Here is a 20,093-nt window from a genome sequence, read left to right as displayed (position 1 = left end):
CCTCTGCCCCTCTGCTTCTTGTGCCCAATCCCCAATCCCCAATCCCCAAGCCCTACGGCAATTCTACCGAAGTTGGTTTAGCAATATGTGGCAAACCCCAACCTAACTTTTCTCGCAAAATTCGGAAAAACTCAGGCGGTTGCAGGCGAATAAATCGGGCACTATATTGCGATCGCTCCATATATACTCGATCTTCTGGTAAGATATAGCACCCTCCATTACCATCTACTACCATTACCAGCCGAGGGATATTGACTGGGTAGATATTGACCGATTCAGTATCTGGAAATACCAATGCTCTAGAAGCTAGGGAATGGGGACAAATGGGTACTAGCTGTAAAACAGGTACGCCAGGAGTCACCACCGGGCCACCAGCACTCAATGAGTAAGCTGTAGAACCAGTAGGCGTAGAAACAATCACACCATCTGCGGCAATATCTACTGGCGCATGACGCCCTATGGCAATTTCAAAATGACACATAGAGGTCAAAGGTTCTCGGTGTAGCACCATTTCATTCAGGCATAGGGCTTCCCATAGCACTGAATCATCCCGAAACACTTTGACATTGAGCATTGCTCGTTCTTCAATTTCATACTCACCTGCCATTACCTGTTCTAGTGCTTGAGGCAATTGATTCAGGAAAGTTTCCGTCAAAAATCCCATGTGGCCGGTATTCACTGTTAACAGTGGAATACCACAAGGGGCTACTTGACGAGACGCTGCCAGAACAGTACCGTCTCCCCCTAATACCACTGCAAACTCCATATCTGAATCAAAACCAGGGGGTGTCAGACCGTCAATGGGAGTGTGGCACACAGGACTCTCCGGGTTAGGATAGCCCAATATACCACCGATACTCGATGTGATACATACATTCCAACCGGCTGCGGTTAGCTTGTCTTTCAACTCAATAGCGACACGGCCCGCTATCGGTTTAACGTCATTGTAGATAATGCCTGCTTTCGGCACACTCAAATATCCAAGTTTAGGCGATGCTCTGTATTATGTAATCGTTACACATTTTGGTCATGTAGTCATTAATCTAGAGTCAAAGATCCAGAGTCTAGAGTTTAACGACTAATGTCTGTTTCGTAATGACTATTGACTATTAGCTTTTGAAGACTGTTTAAAAGGAGTTTTTTTAGGTTTTTGCTTTTTATTTTTATTTTTCTGGTAGTCTACTTCTTTGAGTTTCTTCATTATTCGGCTGAAGTACTCTTGGAGATAACTTTCTAGGGTTGTGGTTTGTTGCGGATCTAAACCAAATACTGTGTATACATCATCCATTGAAGCATTTAACTGTTTACCACTAGCCAATACCTCTGTAAACGCCAGTCTGTCTGCTACGTTCCATCCCCACTGAAAGAATCGCATTATGCCCCGCACTGTACGCAGTAAGTTTATTGGCATCCGCGTTACTCTAGCATCTTTTCCAGATAAGCGTTCGCACAGGTTGATAATTTCTTCTGCACTCCATGCACGAGTACCAACTACAGGAAAAGCTTGGTTTTCCGTTTCTGGTACGCTTAATGCCCGGATTGCAAACTTAGCAATATCTTGAGTGTCCATATAAGCAATGGGAGAAGAATTACCTGTCACCCAAACTGGCTGTCCTTCCAAAATAGGAATCCCATACTGGCCGATTAACCCTTGCATAAACCCGGCTAGTCGCAAGATGGTATAATTCAAGCCTGACTCAGCCAAGAATAATTCTGTACACCGCTTAATTTCCATTAGCGGCACTTCTGGATATTTATCAGCATCTAAAATCGAAAAGAAAATAAAACGTTCTACACCCGCTGCAATTGCAGCTTGAATCAATGCTACTTTCCCGTCCCAGTCCACTTGTTTGATACTTAGTGAATCTGTAGGGCGAGAGGTTGAGGCATCAATAACTTGGGTTACACCAACTAAAGCTTCTGCTAGGGTATCGGGGTAACGTAAATTTCCAGGGACGAGTTCTGCTCCCCATTCTTTCAGAAAAGCTGCTTTTTTACTGCTGCGGACAAGACAGCGTACTTTATATCCCTCATCGATAGCACGACGAGCCACTTGTCTTCCTAAGGTGCCAGTGGCACCGACGATTAATAAGGTCATGAGGATTGTAATAAATTTTAATGTTTTATGAAAAGAATGTTATCAGAATAACCTATGCAAACAAAAGTTTACATCTTTTCTCAGAAAATCAATTTATTTGGATGGACTCATGAGAAAATAGCTGTCCGATTAACGAACAAGCTTTTTTCTCATTTCAGTGAAAAAGGGAGTAGGGAATGGGGAATGATGAGAATAATAACTCTTGTACAGACGCGATTAATCGCGTCTCTACTTCTAACTCAGCACTCAATTATTCTTCTGTGCCTTGAATTTTCAGTAACAACGCGCCTAAGCCCCAGCCTACGAAGATTAAACCGAAAGACAATAGAGCTGCATTCAAAATTTCGCCGCCCATTAGTGTGATTCTCCTTATGCAAATTGGTGTGTAAACTAGGTCTACCAGAAGCTTTTCAACAGTTGCTAGGATTAGACCTGTGTAAACAATTTTAAACTAGTTTAGCAGCTAATCCCTACTGGTTTGGGGGGTAATCCCCATTCTTGGTAGAAGGGAAGATGGGTAAATTGGAAAATTTTGATGATAACAATTATGAAGAATTTTTATGTATCAAAATAATCAAGGTAATTTAATAAATTTTGTGAAAGAGAATCGTCCGCGTTTGGCGCTGACGCTTGGAGATCCGGCGGGAATTGGGCCGGAGGTGATTTTGAAAGCTTTAGCCGATCCAGAAATTCGTCAAAAATATGACGTTACAGTAGTGGGTAACGGAGATTTGCTGGCAGAGATTTATTACAAACTGAATTTAACTGAGAATTTAGTAGCTTTGGCAAATCCAGATGATTTGTCAGTCAGCGATGTGCAATTAGATGGAAAAATTAAAGATCGAATTATTTCAGGAATAGGTAATGCAGCCAGTGGTGCGGCTAGTTTTGCGTATATGGAATATGCGATCGCTCAAACACTGGCTGGTAAATTTGATGGTATTGTCACAGGGCCGATCGCCAAATCTGCTTGGAAGGCCGCAGCATATAATTATCCAGGGCAAACAGAACTTTTGGCACAAAAATCTGGTGTTGACCGTTTTGGGATGTTATTTGTAGCGCGATCGCCTCATACTAATTGGACACTCCGCGCCTTACTTGCAACCACACATATTCCCTTACGTCAAGTAGCCGATGTGTTGACACCGCAGTTGTTGACACAAAAACTGGATTTGTTAGTAGAGTGTTTAGAGAAAGATTTTGGTATATATAGAGGGAGAATTGCGATCGCCGGTTTAAATCCCCACAGTGGCGAACAGGGACAACTTGGACACGAAGAACAAGATTGGTTAATTCCCTGGTTAGAGCAAGAGCGGCAAAACCGACCGCAATTGCAGTTAGATGGCCCGATACCGCCAGATACGATGTGGGTTAAACCTGGTCAAGCTTGGTATGGAAATTCTTTAGTACAAAATCCAGCTGATGGCTACTTGGCACTTTACCACGACCAAGGCTTAATTCCTGTGAAGCTGATGGCGTTCGATCGGGCAGTTAATACTTCTATAGGTCTTCCTTTCGTTCGCACTTCACCCGATCATGGCACAGCGTTCGATATTGCAGGTAAAGGAATCGCTGATGCTACGAGTATAAAAGCAGCAATACATTTAGCCGCTGAGTTAGTTAGTCAAAGATTGGCTAAGAAAAATAATAAATAATCTTTAAGTGCAGCTTTGCTTAAAATCTTCAAGACACGACCAAATCAGTTCTGAATATGGTTCAGTTAAGCATTTATTTCTTCTTTCAGTGTTGTTTGCACTTTTGTGGTAGCCATAAAAACTAGTATTCTATTCGGGCGCTTCAAACTTATAACCATAGCCTCGTACAGTTTTGATAAACTCCGGTATGCTGGGGTCGACTTCCATCTTTTTGCGAAGTTGACCAATATGGACATCAACTACCCGGCCATCTCCTACATAGTCGCAACCCCAGATTTTTTGGATTAGCTGTGGACGACTCCAAGCTTGATTAGGATGACTTGCCAAAAAATGTAAGATATTAAATTCTAGTGCTGTTAAGGGAAGAGTTTTATCGTTAAGTGTTACCTCGCGGCCCTCTGGATTAATTACTAGCTGCTTGAAAACGATACGTTGTGTTGGGGAGGGATTGATGTAGCGTATCCGCCTCAAAAGAGCTTCTACTCTAACTTCAACTTCTGCAAGACTAAATGGTTTAGTCATGAAATCATCAGCACCTGCGCTTAAGATTTTAATTTTATCAGCCTCGTCAGTCCTACTAGTCAGTATCAGCACTAAAACATTAGTACGACTCTGCATTTCTTGGCAAAGGCTATAACCAGTAACATCCGGCAAATTCCAATCCAGAATTACTAAAGCTGGGTTGAATTGCTCAAACAACGATAAAGCAGTCCTACCATCTGCTGCCGACTCTATTTGATATTTCCGACTTAAAAAACGATAGACAAGATTTCGGACGCCGAAGTCGTCATCAACGATCAGAATTTTGGGAGTAGTAGTAGTAGTAGCAGTAACCATAACCATAGTGCTATCTATTGTAGATTGGGCGATTTGCTGTTGTGCCAGCTTTACTTTACGTGTTTTTGTTGAGTACCACCGCTACTGTAGTACTTGTGTACATTTAATTTTCCATGAAGCCGATCGCAACCTCAGCCACGATAGGGCCAATAAAATTTATAATTATGGCATGATTTTTGCATAATTTTGAATTTGTATTGTATAATGTCAAACTTTTACATTTGGAATAAGTGTAATTAAAAACCATCTCCGTAACCGCAAATAGTCAAAAGACACATCCAAAAGCGACGGGAATTGCTACAAATTTAAAAGAGTAAGGCACTCCCTGGTTAATTAGGTCTCTATAAAGGCTGAAAAACTAACTTATCAGCCAATCTAGATTCTCAACTCCTACTTACTCGACTGTACTATAACCAACAGGTATGTTCTCTTGAAGAAGGTCTACGAAAATCTACCCTGGTGCATTTACATATAGCTGCCCTCTTAAGCATATACTATACTACAAGTTTCAGCCTGAGCTATGACAAAAAGACTGAAAGCATCGCCAGAAGGTATATAGGGCGTCAAAACCAGCTTTAACAGACAAAAGCAATAGCAACAAGAATTTCTCTAGCAATATTATGATGTCAATAACTTGCTAGAAGCTTGTTTTAATAGTACTGCTGACAGCAGAATTAAGAAGTAAAACACCTTTTGTATTTGGGTAAGTATCTAAGCATAAATAAATTTAAAGTTTGTAGTTAGGACTTTAGTGCTGATAATCCTTGCTCTGAGCGAGAAATCGCTCACTACAAACTAGAACTTTATTTTATATTTAATTATGTCTACCTACTTAACAGATTTAACTTATGTACCTCACAAACTTCTAATTTGCTGTATATAACTCTACAATTTTGGCAGGAAATGAAGAGAGATTATTATTAGTGGTCGCTGTTATTAAAAAGGTATTAATTACTATTTTATTGTTAAATATTTTCATTTAAACATAATGTTTTATCGATTAATGAGGAATTAAGTAAAATCTCAAATATCTAAATAACTAAAATATCAAAAAAATATAAACTTTAAATATATTGGATTAGATTTAAAGAAAATCTTGTCTCTTTATACTCTCAAAGGGCATTATTTACAATTGATTAATTGGTTGATTTTCGGGAAAATACTCGTCTATCTGAGGAGAGAGTTTGAAAATATTCATACCAGAGAAAGATCAATTGAATATCTTCAGTTCGCTAAATTACTATTAACATCGTCAGCAAGGAAAAATTATGGTCAATAACTTAGTCGGCGGCATCATTCCTCCACAACCACCAATAGAAGCACAAACTGATGCTCATACCCTAAAAAGTCGTCTGGAATGGGGCGAACCAGCTTTTACAATCCTGGATGTGCGCGATCGCGCAACCTTCAACGAAGGTCACATCATGGGGGCAATGCCAATGCCAGCAGATGAATTGGTAGAACGTGCAGTAGCTTCTTTAGATAAGAGCCGTGACATTTACCTTTACGGTGATAACGAACAAGACACTGCCCAAGCCGCACAACAACTGCGTTCTAATGGATTTGAGCATGTCTCCCAACTCAAAGGTGGTCTTGGCGCATGGAAGGCGATCGGCGGCCCAACAGAAGGTATTGTTGAATCAAAAACTCCCGCAGGTGCAGATGACTACAATGTTGTAGATCGGCTAAAAAACCACGAAGAAAATCTGCAAAAGGGCGGTACTAGCGTCACGGATTCCATTAAACAGGGAGCAAGTAACCTCAAAGAAGGAGCAAGTAACCTTAAAGAAGGTATTCAAGAGCAAGCAAGTAACCTCAAGGAAGGCGCTCAAGAGCAAGCAAGTAACCTTAAGGAAGGCATTCAAGAACAAGCAAGTAACCTCAAAGAAGGTGCTCAAGAGCAAGCAAGTAACCTCAAGGAAGGCGTTAGTGAATCTACTTCTAGAGACACTAATGATTCTAATGCTGGCTCTTAGGCAAAAAATACAGCAGAATTCAGAATTTGGGAGCAAAGCCAAAGACGCTTCGCCGAGGCGTCAGAATCCAAAAGCAAAAGAGGCTTTCTTTATATATACCTGGTTTTGAGACGAACCTTTGTGTATTTCACTTTCCTTGAAATCTGCTGTAATTTAGCATGAGGGTTTGTAGTAAGCACTTTAGTGCCTGGGAAAGAACGACTTTAGTACTTACTACGAACCTGCTTATCTATCAATTTCAACTTAATATATAACTAGTGGAAATTGACGAACAATAAAAATTTCTTGTCACTATTCCCTATTCGATTAGTGTTCAAATAGATCCTTGAATTGCAATAAATCTAAGGAAACTATAGTTGGTAGAAACTCAAAACATTCTTGAGCAATTTGCCAACGATCCTCTCGTTTCAGCATTTGTATTAACTTCTGCTGCACACTAAGTAAATAGCGTACATCGTTGGCAGCATAACTTAGTTGAGCTTCAGATAAGCTAACGGCGTTACCCCAATCAGAACTTTGAGAGCTTTTATCTAGTTCCACTTGTTCTAACTCTTGTACCACGTCTTTGAGTCCGTGGCGATTTGTGTAAGTACGGGCTAATTTACTGGCAATTTTGGTGCAAAAAATCGGCCGTACCTGAATACCTAGATTGGCTCGCAAAGTGGCCAAGTCAAATCTAGCAAAGTGAAACACTTTCACGACATTGGCTGCTTCCAAGAGTTTTTTTAAGTTGGGGGCGTCAGCTTGCCCTTTGGCTATGCGGATTGCAGTTACTTTCCCTTCAAGATTGCACAGCTGGACGAGACACAAGCGATCGCGCAACGGCAGCAATCCCATCGTTTCTGTATCAACTGCGATCGCTGTAGATTCTAAATACTGGCTAAGGGCTGCGTCACTGAGGTCGCGATCGCTCACCTGAAAATCTGGTAATGTCATCAATTGTTCAAAAATAATAGCAGTGTCCAGCAGAAAAAAGTCTTGTCAGACACTACATTATTATTGTGCAAAAAAATCAGAAATTAAATCTACCTAGTGCGAAAAAACATCTGTGTTAGGTAGACTTCGCCTTGATTATTAGTAGCAACGCCAATTCCAGTCAGATTGTAATTTCCTTTAAGGTTCTTTAGGTGTCCGGGACTTTTGATCCAGCCAGTAACAGCTTCCTCTACGGGGTTGCTATATCCCCGGTTAAAAGCAACATTTTCTGCTGCACTGTTGTAGCGAATCGGGATAGCTTTAACTCGCCCTTCAAATCCCTGATGGCTAAATGGGGTTTTACCTTTAGCCATATTTTGACTATGAATTCTTGCCTGTCGAGTTAAATTTGCATTTAAAGTCAACTTTGGCAGCCCTTTAGAAGCCCGATATCGATTAATTTGGTCAAATACTGATTTTTCTAGCTCAGTAGTTTTAAAAGTAGGAGTCGATATTGCAACCTGACTAGAAAAAAGCGACAACAGCTTATTACGGGTGGATGTATTCGTAGAAGTATGATTTGGTATCGGAGCAGTCGTTAATCCACTAGCAAGGACAAGCGCACTTAAAGCGATGCCAAAAGCAGTTTGTCGGAACATGGAGAATTGCGTAATGTGTAGAGATATAAGACTTCTACTCTACCCTATTGTTCCAAGGATATATACCACAATACTGTTAAGTAATGATGAATTTCGGCAATTTGGCTACATCCTTTACAAGTAACACAAACAATAATTTCCAATTGTCAGTACTTCAATAGGTCAGCTTCATGAAAATCATGGTTAATTTTGCTAATAATTTCAGATTTTCATGAATTATCTAGCAAAAGCTTTACTAACAGGTTAAAGTCTGGGGAATTTACGAAAAAACCTAAACTTTACTAAATCTAACACTATGTGCAATTTTTACTCAAACCTAATCTCCTTGCCTAACAATAAGGAATAGATAGAATTCAAAGCCTCTCTCTTTTTGCAGGCTATCCATTAGTCACATCTTTCTTTACAATCTTGACACGCTCGGTGTGTGGCATACTTGACAAGTTAGCTCTTCTTCTCGCTAAAAGTAGGTTTTTATTGAGAAATAATGACGAACGAATCAGGGTTATAAAAAACGTAAGTGAATACTCTCGCAAATTTTGAAAAAGATCCGGGTAATGGATAGCTCTTTGCAGGAGAGAGGAATGGAAGTTAGGTCAGAATATTAAGTTGCACATCGCGTCAAACTTATGAGCGAATGAATATTTGTGTGAAGTAGATTGCGCCTTGACTGTTTTTAGCAACACCAATCCCCGTCAGATTGTAATTACCTCTGATATTGGCAAGATGCCCTGGACTTTTGAGCCAGCCTTGAACAGCCATTGTGGCAGGATCGCCATATCCCTGGTTGTAAGCGACATTTTCAGCAGCCGATCTGTAAGAAACACCGGTTGCATTAAGACGTTCTGAAAATCCATTATGTCCAAAGGGAACACTACCATTAGCCATGTTCTTACTGTGAAGCCTAACTGGATTATCCATAGCAGAATTACGAGTTAGCGCTGGTAGCCCTTGGGAAACTCTGTAGTTATTGATTTGGTTAAAAATCGACTGTTCTAGAGCAGCAGTGTCCGTACTAGATGCTGCAATTTGATTAGTATTATTCGATACGTTTGGAGACACAGGCGTACAAGTTGGATTTGTTACAGAAGTAGCGATCGCTCCACTACTGAGAGCAAGAGTGCCTAAAACAACGTTGTAAACTATTTGTTTGATCATTTGTTGGCTGTAAAGTTTTAGACAATGTAACCGACTAATATCAATGTGACAAATTGCTTATAGGTCTAAATTGCTCTAATTGTGGGCTTTTTTACTTAAAAACTAATATCAAGCGTTAAAATGCACGATATAACGCAAAATTGATACTATTTAATCAATATTTGTCTTCTAGCATTAGTATAATTATGTTTATTTAAGATTTCGCATTTAGACTGTCATCTAGTGTAATTACTAGATTTATTTGAATTCATGAGTTTTAGATTATGCATATTTATCTTCATAAATTCAGCTATTTTACTGTATTTAAGTATATTATATAGCTTTTTTATGTTAAAAAATCAGTAAAAACCGATTGTAGTAGTTGAAGATGCGGAATGTCTGATAAAAAATGGCTGGATTTATTCAGCCATTTTTCTACGTGATTTTAACTAGACTTATTTAAGGGGTTCTAACTCTTCCTGTATCACACGCAACACCCGTGCAATATATTCTGCACGCCACTGTTCCCGTTCCTTGGTTACTTTGACATCCGGCTCGTAAGCTTCAATTTCACTAGTCGATAAAATACCTTTCACCTCTAGCAACCGTTCGATGGTGTCTAGCCGCTCATGCAGCACGGACACCTCACCAGTCAAGGCCATGACGATCGCTAACAATTTATCAGTTTGGGGATTTTCTAAGTAAACAGGTCGTTTACCTTTGGCTATTTTTGTCATCCTAATACCAATTCTCCAAAAATAAGACTAGACATACAAAATGAGGAAAGCCAGAAAAAATCTGACTTTCCCAATTACAAATTATTGTCTTCGTAGCAGGCCATAGCCTGTTACGAATTACAAAATTTTCTCTGCTTACTTAGTTGCAGCAACCACAAACCAAGTGCCTTGGGTGGCTGAGTTACGATTTTGAAACATACCATTAGTTTCTTTTGCTTTCCAGGCCCCATTCGGGACAAATTTCTCGAATGTCTTATCTGCTGCAAAACCAGCCTCAGTAACTAGCGGCACCAAATCTAAATCGCGTACAGCACTCCAGAAAGGTTCGTTGTTGTTAGCGGTTTCCCAATCATAAATAAACTGTGTATAAACATCCATGTGACGATAAAGGGGTGCTTCTAGATGAATCATCATGCCACCAGGAGCCAGTAGACGATAAGACTCTTGCATAACTTTACGCACAGCTGACGGAGGGATTTCATGCAGCAAAATGTGAGAAACCACTAAATCAAATGATTCATCAGGGAAGTTAGTATGTTCGGCATTTTGCTGAGAGAAGTGTACCCGTTTTCCCAAGGCTTCGGCTCTTGCATGAGCATAACGCAGTATAGATGCGCCTATATCTATAGCATGGACTTCTGCATCTGGGAAACCATCCACATAAGGTAATGTGCTATTGCCAATAGAACATCCCATATCAAGGATTTTTTTCGGTCGAAAGTTGGAAAACTCTGCTAAAACGTAGTTTTGGACTATAGATAGCCCCATATCATCGTTGAGCGGCCCCAACCAACCTAGTCCATAAACGTAAGCGCCGCGATCGTAGGTTGCACCGGCTGCGACATCATCAGCAGTGAAGTCACCGTGATATCCTCCGGGCATACAGTGAATGTCTACAGCCTTTTGATAAGCAGGTATTTGAAAATTTGGATCGAGGGTTAAAGTACCCAGTTCACCACCCTTATCTTTGGCACGCTCAATCAACTCAGGCAGTTGTCTGTCAACGTTGGCATTTACAGCATCCCATAACATTTCCTGGTTGATGCGCTTCAGGGCACTAGTCCAGCGATAGTAGGGTTCGTGCTGCATTACTTCCCGAATTTCATAACGATTTTCGGGAGGGCGCTGATGTTCTTGTTCAAACTTCGGCTTGGCTAGTTTTTCATAAATTTCTTTATTACCAGGAGTGACATTCTTGAAAATGTGCATTTTCATAGTTTGCACAAAGTTTTGGCGTGCCAACTCGTCGTGAGTGGGTTGCGGTAACATTGGGTGTTGGAATTGTCGATTCATGATTGCTTCCTCCCAAAAATTTGAGCTATATTTACGCTGGATATAATAATTTGGCTACCGTTTGTACATCCTTGTCACCACGTCCAGAGCAATTAATTACAATTCGAGGACTGCCGGTTAGTTGAGGACAGAGAGTTTCGAGATAAGCGATCGCATGGGCTGTTTCTAATGCCGGGATAATCCCTTCCAATTTCGCTAATCGCTGGAATGCCTCCAAAGCCTCGGCATCCGTCACACTATAATATTCAGCGCGACCAATATCTTTCAAATAACTATGTTCTGGACCGACACCAGGATAATCTAACCCCGCACTAATTGAGTGTGCCTCAATGATTTGCCCATCTTCATCTTGCAGTAGGTAGCTCATTGCTCCGTGCAATACACCAACTCGTCCTTTTGTCAAGGTTGCTGCGTGTTTTTCGGTATTGACACCTTCTCCGGCTGCCTCAACCCCAATTAAGCGTACAGAAGACTCATTAATAAACTCATAAAATAGTCCCATCGCGTTGGAACCACCACCCACACAAGCCAAGAGAATATCAGGTAATCCACCCCACTTTTCGATTGCTTGGGCGCGAGTTTCTTCGCCGATTATTGCATGGAAATCACGTACCATCATCGGGTAAGGATGAGGCCCTGCTACCGAACCCAGGATGTAATGAGTCGTTTCTACATTTGTCACCCAATCGCGGATTGCTTCAGAAGTAGCATCCTTCAAAGTTCCGGTTCCCGCCTCCACCGGACGCACTTCTGCCCCCATCAGCCGCATTCTAAACACATTTAAAGCTTGGCGTTCCATGTCATGAACGCCCATGTAAATTATGCATTCCAGCCCAAAACGAGCGCAAACTGTAGCTGTAGCCACTCCATGTTGTCCAGCACCCGTTTCGGCAATAATCCGTTGCTTACCCATGCGTTTAGCCAACAATACTTGACCAACAGCATTATTAATTTTGTGAGCGCCAGTATGATTTAAATCTTCACGTTTCAAGTAAATTTGTGGCCCGGTGCGATCGGGTCTAGCATAATGAGCAGTCAGGCGTTCAGCAAAATACAATGGTGTCGCACGTCCTACATAGTCTCGTAACAACTGCTGTAGTTCTGCTTGAAAACCAGGGTCATTGCGGTATTGCTGATAAGCTGTTTCTAGTTCAGCTAGGGCAGGCATGAGGGTTTCAGGTACATACTTACCGCCAAACTGTCCGAAGCGGCCTAACGTATCTGGAACCTGAGCAGTTGAACTTGGAGATAGGGGAGTGGTAGTCACAGGCTGTTTTTGATGACGGGAATCACTTAATTATAGAAAAGTCTGAAGCATATCTGGAGAATGGGGAGAAGTAGGGGGCAGGGGAGGCAGGGGAGGCAGGGGAGGCAGGGGAGGCAGAGGGGCAGGGGGAATTTTGGAAATTGCGAAATCATCGCGTAAATATGCAAAGCTTCAAATTCTTCCCCTATTAAGAGTTCTCCTTCGATTTGGTTAACCTAATGCGGACTTTAAATCACTTTCCGCTTGTGCCAATGCATCTGGTAATTTACTTGCATCGCGTCCGCCAGCTTGGGCTAGGTTTGGTCTTCCACCGCCGCCGCCACCGCAAATTTTAGCGATCGCACCCACAAATTTACCAGCTTGCAAACCTTTTTTGTTCACTTCTGAACTAAAAGCTGCAACTATACTCACTTTTCCCTCTTCTGGAACAGAACCCAGCACCACTGCACCGTTACCGATTTTTTGCAACAAGCGTTCGGCTGCGGTTTTCAATGATTCTGGATCGACATCTTCTAATTGGGCGACAATAATTTTAGAATCGCCTACGGTTTGGGCTGTTTGTAGCAAGCTGTCTGATTTTGCGATCGCTAGCTGTACCTTTAAGGTTTCTAATTCCTTCTGGCTATTTCTCAGTTCGCTTTGCAGACTTGTGATTCTGTCTGGTAATTCTTCGGGTTTAACTTTAAAGCGATCGCTCAAATCTTTAACTACTTTATCCCGCAGATTCAAATAATCTAGGATTGCTGGCCCCGAAACGGCTTCAATCCGCCGCACCCCAGAAGCTACGCCAGCTTCCGAGATAATCTTGAAAACGCCAATTTCAGCAGTATTACTTACGTGAGTTCCACCGCATAGTTCCATTGATACGCTAGGAAAGTCAATCACGCGCACTTCCTCACCGTATTTTTCTCCGAACATGGCAACAGCACCCCTAGCTTTCGCCTCGGCTATTGGTAATACTTCCACTTTCGCAGCATGAGCCTCAGCAATCCAACTGTTCACCTGTTCTTCAACTTGTTGAACTTCCTCTGCTGTCAACGCGCGGGGACAGTTGAAGTCAAAGCGCAATCTGTCAAAGGAAACTAGGGAACCTGCTTGAGATATGCCTTCATCAACAATTTTTTTCAATGCCGCTTGCAATAGGTGCGTTGCGGTATGGTTAGCTTGGGCGCGACGGCGACAAGCTGGATCGATTTGAGCGCTGACGCGATCGCCTACGCGCAGTGTACCGCGTTCGATGCGTCCGAAGTGAACAAAGAAATCAGATTCTTTTTTCACGTCTTCTACCCGAACAACAATACCATCACCGGAGATATAACCGCGATCGCCGATTTGCCCCCCAGATTCAGCATAAAATGGCGTTTTGTCAAGGACTATTTGTACCTGTGTCCCGGCTTCTGCTTCTTCTTGAGAAACACCTTCTACCAAAATCGCTTCGACTTTCGCAGTCGCCGCAGGTTGGGTATATCCGATAAATTCGGTGGCGTGGATGTGTTCTGCTAATTTGTCGAGAGAACCTTGCACAGTTAAATCGATGGTTTCATGTGCGCCTCTACCTCCTTGTTGTTGGATTTCCATTGCTTTCTGGAATCCATCAACATCAACTGTCAAGTTGTTTTCCTCAGCAATTTCTTGAGTAAGTTCAAAGGGGAAACCGTGGGTATCATAAAGAGTAAAAGCACTTTCACCGCTAATTTGAGTTTCCCCTCGCTGTTTCACCTCTTGGATGATTTCTTCTAGCAGTTTTTCGCCTCTATCCAGAGTTCTGAGGAAATTAGACTCTTCCCTTTGCAACTCAGCCTTAATTGCGGCTTCTCGTTGGCGCACATTGGGGTAAGCTGATTCGGAAAGAGCGATCGCAGTTTCGGCAACTTGAGTAGTAAATTCTCCAGAAATCCCAATTAACCGCCCATGACGCACCACCCGCCGAATTAACCGCCGCAGCACATAACCCCTTCCCACATTGGAAGCGCGAATTTCATCAGCAATCATGTGGATAACAGCGCGAACGTGATCGCCAATGACTTTTAGGGAAGTTTTGGTTTTTTCATCACTGCTGTGATAATCAATGCCAGCAATTTTCCCTGCTGTTTGGATAATTGGGAAAATCAGGTCAGTTTCGTAGTTATTGGGCACTTTTTGGAGAATTTGCGCCATTCTATCCAAACCCATTCCGGTGTCGATGTTCTTGTTTTGCAGTGGTGTTAAATTGCCTGACGCATCCCGGTTATATTGCATAAACACGAGGTTGTAAAACTCGATGAACCGGGAATCGTCTTCTAAATCTATATTTTCATCACCGCGTTCTGGGTGGAAGTCATAATAAATTTCGGAACAAGGGCCACAAGGGCCAGTCGGGCCAGACACCCAAAAATTATCGTCTTCGCCCAAACGTTTAATTCTCGCTACCGGCACACCGATTCGATCGCGCCAAATTGCAAAGGCTTCATCATCATCTTCAAAAACGCTGACGACAAGATTTTGGGGGGAAAAGCCAAAGACTTGCGTGGAGATTTCCCAACCCCAAGCGATCGCTTGTTCTTTAAAATAATCACCAAAGCTGAAATTACCCAGCATCTCAAAAAAGGTGTGATGCCGTTTGGTGCGTCCGACATTCTCAATGTCGTTGGTGCGGATACACTTTTGCGAAGTCGTAGCCCGCTTAAATTCTGGTGTGCGCTGCCCTAAGAATATTGGCTTAAATGGTAGCATCCCCGCGATCGTCAGCAGCACGGTTGGATCTTCTGGCACGAGGGAGGCACTTGGGAGAATTTGGTGTTCCCGTTGAGCAAAGAAGTCGAGAAATATGTTGCGAATTTCGTTACCGCTTAGGTACTGGGGATTTGAAGACATAGGTGTTTTTAACTTTAGACTTTAGACTTTCGACTTAGGCGTAGCGGCACTAGGTAGGTGTATTTTCATAAATAGCTTTATATATTCTTGCATTTTGTTTCATATTACTGCCAGCTAATTCTGCCATTGGGTGAGATATATGCAGTTACTATGATGCTTTTAGACTACTATCTAACTTTGGCAGGATGTGCATAGGCGTAGCCCGTTGTAAACATCGGATTTCGATGCTTAAAATTAATCATTAAGAAATAGTTTAAAATTCCCATACTGAGGTAGCAAATGGCACTAAAACTGAAAGTATCAGATATTGCTTTTGAAAGATGTGCCGAAATAATTACTGAGTCTATCTACGTTATGGAACCTGAGATCGAAGTGAATGTTGAGATTAACGCAAAAACTGTCACGGTGGAGTCCGAAGCTTCTGAGGAGTCAATCAAACAAGTAATTGTTGTTGCTGGTTACGCTGGAGAAGGTTATCGATCGGATTTCAGCTTTTCATAGAAGAAGTTTAGACTTTAATATCTCAAGCGACCTAACAAAATTTTTTTATATTTTATGCCTGTATAAAGGCGGAATAGAAATAACTTCCCCAAATTAGTGGCAGGTTTTGACATAACTTTTTATTTAGCTTTGTTTTCTAAACTTATGCTGTTACAGCAAATAAAAAAGACGTGAATTAGTAAATAGGCAAATCTAGATAAGACTTTGGCAGAAATATTTTATTTCTCCTGCTTATGCATTGTTTGTTTTGGGTTAAATTTTACTTAAATTATAAATTTTTACCCGACAACTTCTGTCTTTATTGAGATGAGAGGTAAGCCCCAAAAAGCTACTGTACATAACAGGAGGTAGTTTTGCTGTGTATATTATATATGTTTTAAACATTTTTTTAATATGCAATCTAAGCCTAGCTTATAAATAAAAAGGCTAGAAAATTTTATTTTATGAGAAATAATATTTTAAATTACATAATAAAATTTCAGATTTGATAACTCAGTTAAAAATTTTTATATTTTCTTAATTTTTCTACTTAGGAATAAATTTATTTACCTAACGCAATGGTTATTGAAAACTATTTATTTCGGTAGTTTCATCATGTGAATAGTACTTAAAAAATAACAAAAACAGTTTTTATGCATTTAAATAATATTCAGTATTTTTACTGTTTTAAAAATAAACCGTAAAGAAGACATTAGTTATTAGAAATCAATATTTCCGAAACGGTAGTAGTAAACATAAAATCTTAAAATGAGATTAAGTTTGAAAGTTCACTATCTAATAGATGCTCAAAAAACAAGATGAAAAAAATCTACTTGAGCCTAGAACATAATATTTAGTATTAGACGATAAAAGCAGTAGTTACCCAAGTAAATTTATTTAAAATTTAAATAGGATAAAAAATAAAGCAATGAATATTTCTATTCTGATCTTTGGAAAAAATAATTTTATCGCCACACTTCCAGATCAGATCCGTTATGCGACTGCTTTTAGTGTAGAAGTTATAGACAATTTGGATCGAGCAGTGTCACGGATTAAAACAACACCTCCCGATATAATCCTGGTGCAGGCTAGCCTGGATAATAGTATGGAACTCTGCGGTTGGTTGAAAGATCAAACAAAACTATCATGGATATATTGTATTCTTTTCGAGGATCGTTCCCAGCAGCTTACCGATCGAAATAAAGGTTGGCATAGGGAATTGGAAATGAGTGCTGCGGCGCTAAAGCAAGGAGCCGATGCATATATTTGGCATCTTATTGAAGAAAAAACAGACTATAGCTTGGCAGAGTTGACTGCTAATCATGGACTAATACTTGCTCAATTGACAGTTGGTTTGCGGAAAGCACAAAAATACCGAGATTTGATTCGCACAAATGATATGTTATCTGCGATCGCCTTAGCCGATTCCTTGACAGAATTAAATAATCGTCGGGCTTTAGAATGGGACTTACCAAGGCAAATTCAAAGAGCCAAGACTCAAAAAACTTCCTTGAGCTTGATTATTCTGGATGTAGATCATTTCAAAAAAGTTAACGATACTCATGGGCATTTAATAGGCGATCGCATCTTGCAAATATTATGTCAGCGTTTGCGCCACAATCTGCGCTGTCAAGATACAGCATTCCGCTATGGTGGCGAAGAATTTGTAATTCTTCTAGCGAACACTACCGATGACGAAGCACTATTAGTAGCCCGTCGTCTCAATCGCGTAGTCAGCGACGAACCATTTGCACTCAACAATAAACTGACAATTAATGTCACCATTAGTTTGGGTACAGCCTCTCTGCAAGCTGAGGATGATGAAAAAGGAGAGAGTCTGCTGCATCGTGCCGATCAATGTCTGTTACAGGCTAAAACCTCTGGGCGTAATCGGGTGATTAACTCCAGCTACCTATCTCATCATGGCTCACATTTGAAAGTTGTTTCTTCGTGAAAGTGAGGAACGTCTAATCAGACATTGAGTCATGAACGGCTCAAATTAACAATTTATTTGGGTACTAATCTTACTTTCAAAGGTGCGATCGCCTGAATAAAAGTATTTATTCATACATTCATTTCTAAATCAATATTCTAGTAACTAGTTAGACAGCATATCGGTTTGGGAATACTGGCAATTAGGGTAATGGATTGCTGTAATCCGTTGATTTAGCCATAGTTCCAGCCTTTCACCTAAAGCACTGTCTTTCTAGGATTTTAGATATTATGACAACTGTTCAAGTTACATACGCAGGTCTAATCAAAGTAACAAGAGGTGAGGCTCCCAAAGAGCTATACTCCCACCAGAACGAAGCAATCAAAGCACTGAATGAAACTAATAAAAATGCCTTTGAAGGTTTACTAGTTCTACCTACGGGTGGCGGAAAAACTTTAACGGCAATTCACTGGCTACTACGTAATTTTATTAACAAAAACAAAAAGGTTCTGTGGATTGCTCATCGCCATGAATTACTCGACCAAGCACTTGAGACACTTCAACTTAGTGCTTATTCATCATTATTGAGCAATGTATCAGGATTTAAATACCGCATTATCTCCGGTCATCCTAAACACGATCGACCTGTAAATATTGAAAAGACTGATAACATCATCATTGCCAGTAAAGATAGTCTAAACAGTGGGCTTGATCATTTATTGAAAAACTGGGTTGGTCACTTAAATGAAGTTCTTTTGGTTGTAGATGAAGCGCATCATGCAACAGCTAAGACGTATCGTAAATTAATTAATGCTGTCAAGGATAATCTAAAAAAACGAGGTCATAATAACGGCTTTAAAATGCTGGGACTAACGGCTACCCCTTTCAGAACAGATGAGAGTGAGAAGAGTTTACTAAAGTTAGTTTTTCCAAATGATATTATCTTCTCAGAACACCTGAGAAATTTAATCGCCAAGGGAATCCTTGCTGAACCGATTTTTGAAAATCTCAAAACGAACATAGAAATCAAGCAAAAATTGAATGAATTGAATGCAAGGCAAATAAAAAATATCGAAGATTTTGACAGACTGCCAAAGGACATTGCTGAGAAAATTGCTCAATCTAGTACGCGTAACAATCAAATTGTTGATCATTATATTAACAATAAGGCTGAATACAAACCTCTTCTAGTATTTGCAGTTGATGTAGAATACGCAATCACTTTGAACGCACTGTTTAAGGCGAAAAAAGTCAATTCTGATTTTGTTGTATCTTCAGTTAAAGATTTAACTACAGGTGCTACAGTTTCTGCCGAGGAAAACTCAGAAAAAATCAAAAAATTCAGAAATCGAGAGCTTGAGGTATTGATAAATGTAGAAATGTTGACTGAGGGAACAGATTTACCTAACCTAAAAACTGTTTTTCTCACACGACCGACCGCCTCTACAATACTAATGACACAAATGATTGGTCGGGCTTTGCGTGGGCAAAAAGCAGGCGGTACAGAAAAAGCTTATGTGGTCAGTTTTATTGATGACTGGGAAAACAAAATTAACTGGGTGAACCCAGAAAAACTTCATTTTGAAGAAGATGCAGAATTTATTGTAAAAGGAATTCCATCAAGTAATAGAACTGCTCGACTGATATCTATTGAGATGATCGAAGAATTCGCTCGTATCATGGATAACTCAATTGATACTAGTAGTTTAGAAAAACTAGACTTTTTGAAAAGGATTCCTATTGGAATTTATCATTTTTCCATTCTCGAACCATCCGAAGGATATGAGCCTAATCCTAGACCTTATGATGTATTGTTGTATGACGATACAGAAGAAGCATACGATAATTTTGTTAACGATTTGAAGCTTATATTCCAAAGTATTGATTTACAAGATAGGGAAATATTGAGCGAAGCAGAACTTGGAAAGCTTTGGCAAACTGCAAAGCAAATTTATTTTCCTGACTATCAAACTTTGCTAGGTTACAGAGATGAAGATGTAAAAAATATTTTGCGTTTCTATGCTCAAAAGCAAATTCCACCAGCATTTCTAGCTTTTAGCGAGAGAAGAAAATGTGATTTATCTATCGTAGCAAGACATATCTACGATAATTCGTTAGGTCGTAGAGCAGAGTCTGACTATATCAACTCAATTTGGAATGATGAACAGTCTTTTTGGCAAGTTATATTCAGCTACAACCAGTTACCCCTCTTCTGTCACTTTCCGGGTATTCTAAATAAAAGGACTAAAAGAAAAA

15 protein-coding genes and 1 pseudogene are annotated in these 20,093 nt (G+C 40.4%); 5 read left to right on the top strand and 11 right to left on the bottom strand.

The genetic code is table 11. The features are described 5' to 3' along the window. Positions 1-52: 52 nt before the first annotated feature. The 3 genes from RM368_RS29095 to RM368_RS29085 form a co-directional block, all read right to left on the bottom strand. A complete protein-coding gene (locus tag RM368_RS29095; protein ID WP_322697280.1) occupies positions 53-970 on the bottom strand; it encodes an NAD(+) kinase in 918 nt (305 codons plus the stop codon). Between the two features lie 129 nt (positions 971-1,099). Next, complete coding sequence (locus tag RM368_RS29090) at positions 1,100-2,098, bottom strand: SDR family oxidoreductase (protein ID WP_322697279.1); 999 nt, start codon at positions 2,096-2,098, stop codon at positions 1,100-1,102. 250 nt (positions 2,099-2,348) lie between these two features. Beyond that, positions 2,349-2,453 carry a PetM family cytochrome b6-f complex subunit 7 gene (locus RM368_RS29085; protein ID WP_094344256.1) on the bottom strand — a complete coding sequence of 35 codons (105 nt, stop codon included), beginning with the start codon at positions 2,451-2,453 and terminating at the stop codon, positions 2,349-2,351. 205 nt (positions 2,454-2,658) lie between these two features. Here RM368_RS29085 and pdxA point away from each other — a divergent pair, with 205 nt between their 5' ends. Continuing rightward, positions 2,659-3,753, top strand: coding sequence for a 4-hydroxythreonine-4-phosphate dehydrogenase PdxA (pdxA, locus tag RM368_RS29080; protein WP_322697278.1), 1,095 nt, complete (start codon positions 2,659-2,661; stop codon positions 3,751-3,753). 129 nt (positions 3,754-3,882) lie between these two features. On the opposite strand, the gene RM368_RS29075 is transcribed toward pdxA, so the two are convergent. After that, positions 3,883-4,596, bottom strand: coding sequence for a response regulator transcription factor (locus tag RM368_RS29075; RefSeq protein ID WP_322697277.1), 714 nt, complete (start codon positions 4,594-4,596; stop codon positions 3,883-3,885). 1,262 nt (positions 4,597-5,858) lie between these two features. Between RM368_RS29075 and RM368_RS29070 the strand changes: the two are divergent. Then, positions 5,859-6,305: pseudogene (locus RM368_RS29070) on the top strand (rhodanese-like domain-containing protein); the annotation flags it as partial. Between the two features lie 567 nt (positions 6,306-6,872). Here RM368_RS29070 and RM368_RS29065 read toward each other — a convergent pair. From RM368_RS29065 to alaS, 7 genes are all read right to left on the bottom strand, one after another. Further along, positions 6,873-7,502: a ribonuclease H-like domain-containing protein gene (locus RM368_RS29065; RefSeq protein ID WP_322697276.1), complete on the bottom strand. Its 630-nt coding sequence runs from the start codon at positions 7,500-7,502 to the stop codon at positions 6,873-6,875. 89 nt (positions 7,503-7,591) lie between these two features. Beyond that, positions 7,592-8,140, bottom strand: coding sequence for a CAP domain-containing protein (locus tag RM368_RS29060; RefSeq protein WP_322672488.1), 549 nt, complete (start codon positions 8,138-8,140; stop codon positions 7,592-7,594). Positions 8,141-8,764: 624 nt separating this feature from the next. Beyond that, the gene (locus RM368_RS29055) at positions 8,765-9,295 is read right to left on the bottom strand and encodes a CAP domain-containing protein (protein WP_322697275.1); all 531 of its coding nucleotides are present in this window, start codon (positions 9,293-9,295) and stop codon (positions 8,765-8,767) included. A 434-nt stretch (positions 9,296-9,729) separates the two neighbouring features. After that, entirely contained in the window at positions 9,730-10,011 is a 282-nt protein-coding gene (locus RM368_RS29050; protein ID WP_322697274.1) for a hypothetical protein, read from the bottom strand. A 135-nt stretch (positions 10,012-10,146) separates the two neighbouring features. Next, positions 10,147-11,304 carry a class I SAM-dependent methyltransferase gene (locus RM368_RS29045; RefSeq protein ID WP_322697273.1) on the bottom strand — a complete coding sequence of 386 codons (1,158 nt, stop codon included), beginning with the start codon at positions 11,302-11,304 and terminating at the stop codon, positions 10,147-10,149. 31 nt (positions 11,305-11,335) lie between these two features. After that, complete coding sequence (gene trpB, locus RM368_RS29040) at positions 11,336-12,571, bottom strand: tryptophan synthase subunit beta (RefSeq protein ID WP_322697272.1); 1,236 nt, start codon at positions 12,569-12,571, stop codon at positions 11,336-11,338. Between the two features lie 210 nt (positions 12,572-12,781). Next, positions 12,782-15,424, bottom strand: coding sequence for an alanine--tRNA ligase (gene alaS, locus RM368_RS29035; RefSeq protein WP_322697271.1), 2,643 nt, complete (start codon positions 15,422-15,424; stop codon positions 12,782-12,784). Between the two features lie 279 nt (positions 15,425-15,703). Here alaS and RM368_RS29030 point away from each other — a divergent pair, with 279 nt between their 5' ends. From RM368_RS29030 to RM368_RS29020, 3 genes are all read left to right on the top strand, one after another. After that, positions 15,704-15,925 carry a copper chaperone gene (locus tag RM368_RS29030; protein WP_322697270.1) on the top strand — a complete coding sequence of 74 codons (222 nt, stop codon included), beginning with the start codon at positions 15,704-15,706 and terminating at the stop codon, positions 15,923-15,925. A 907-nt stretch (positions 15,926-16,832) separates the two neighbouring features. Beyond that, a complete protein-coding gene (locus RM368_RS29025; protein ID WP_322697269.1) occupies positions 16,833-17,858 on the top strand; it encodes a diguanylate cyclase in 1,026 nt (341 codons plus the stop codon). Positions 17,859-18,127: 269 nt separating this feature from the next. Next, positions 18,128-20,093 (top strand): DEAD/DEAH box helicase (locus RM368_RS29020; protein WP_322697268.1); only part of this gene is annotated, 1,966 nt, incomplete at its 3' end.

Source organism: Nostoc sp. DedSLP03, assembly GCF_034530815.1.
In the GTDB taxonomy this organism is placed as follows: Bacteria; Cyanobacteriota; Cyanobacteriia; order Cyanobacteriales; family Nostocaceae; genus Nostoc.
The sequence above is the reverse complement of the archived record's forward strand: the minus strand, read 5'-3'. Positions and strand labels throughout refer to the sequence as shown.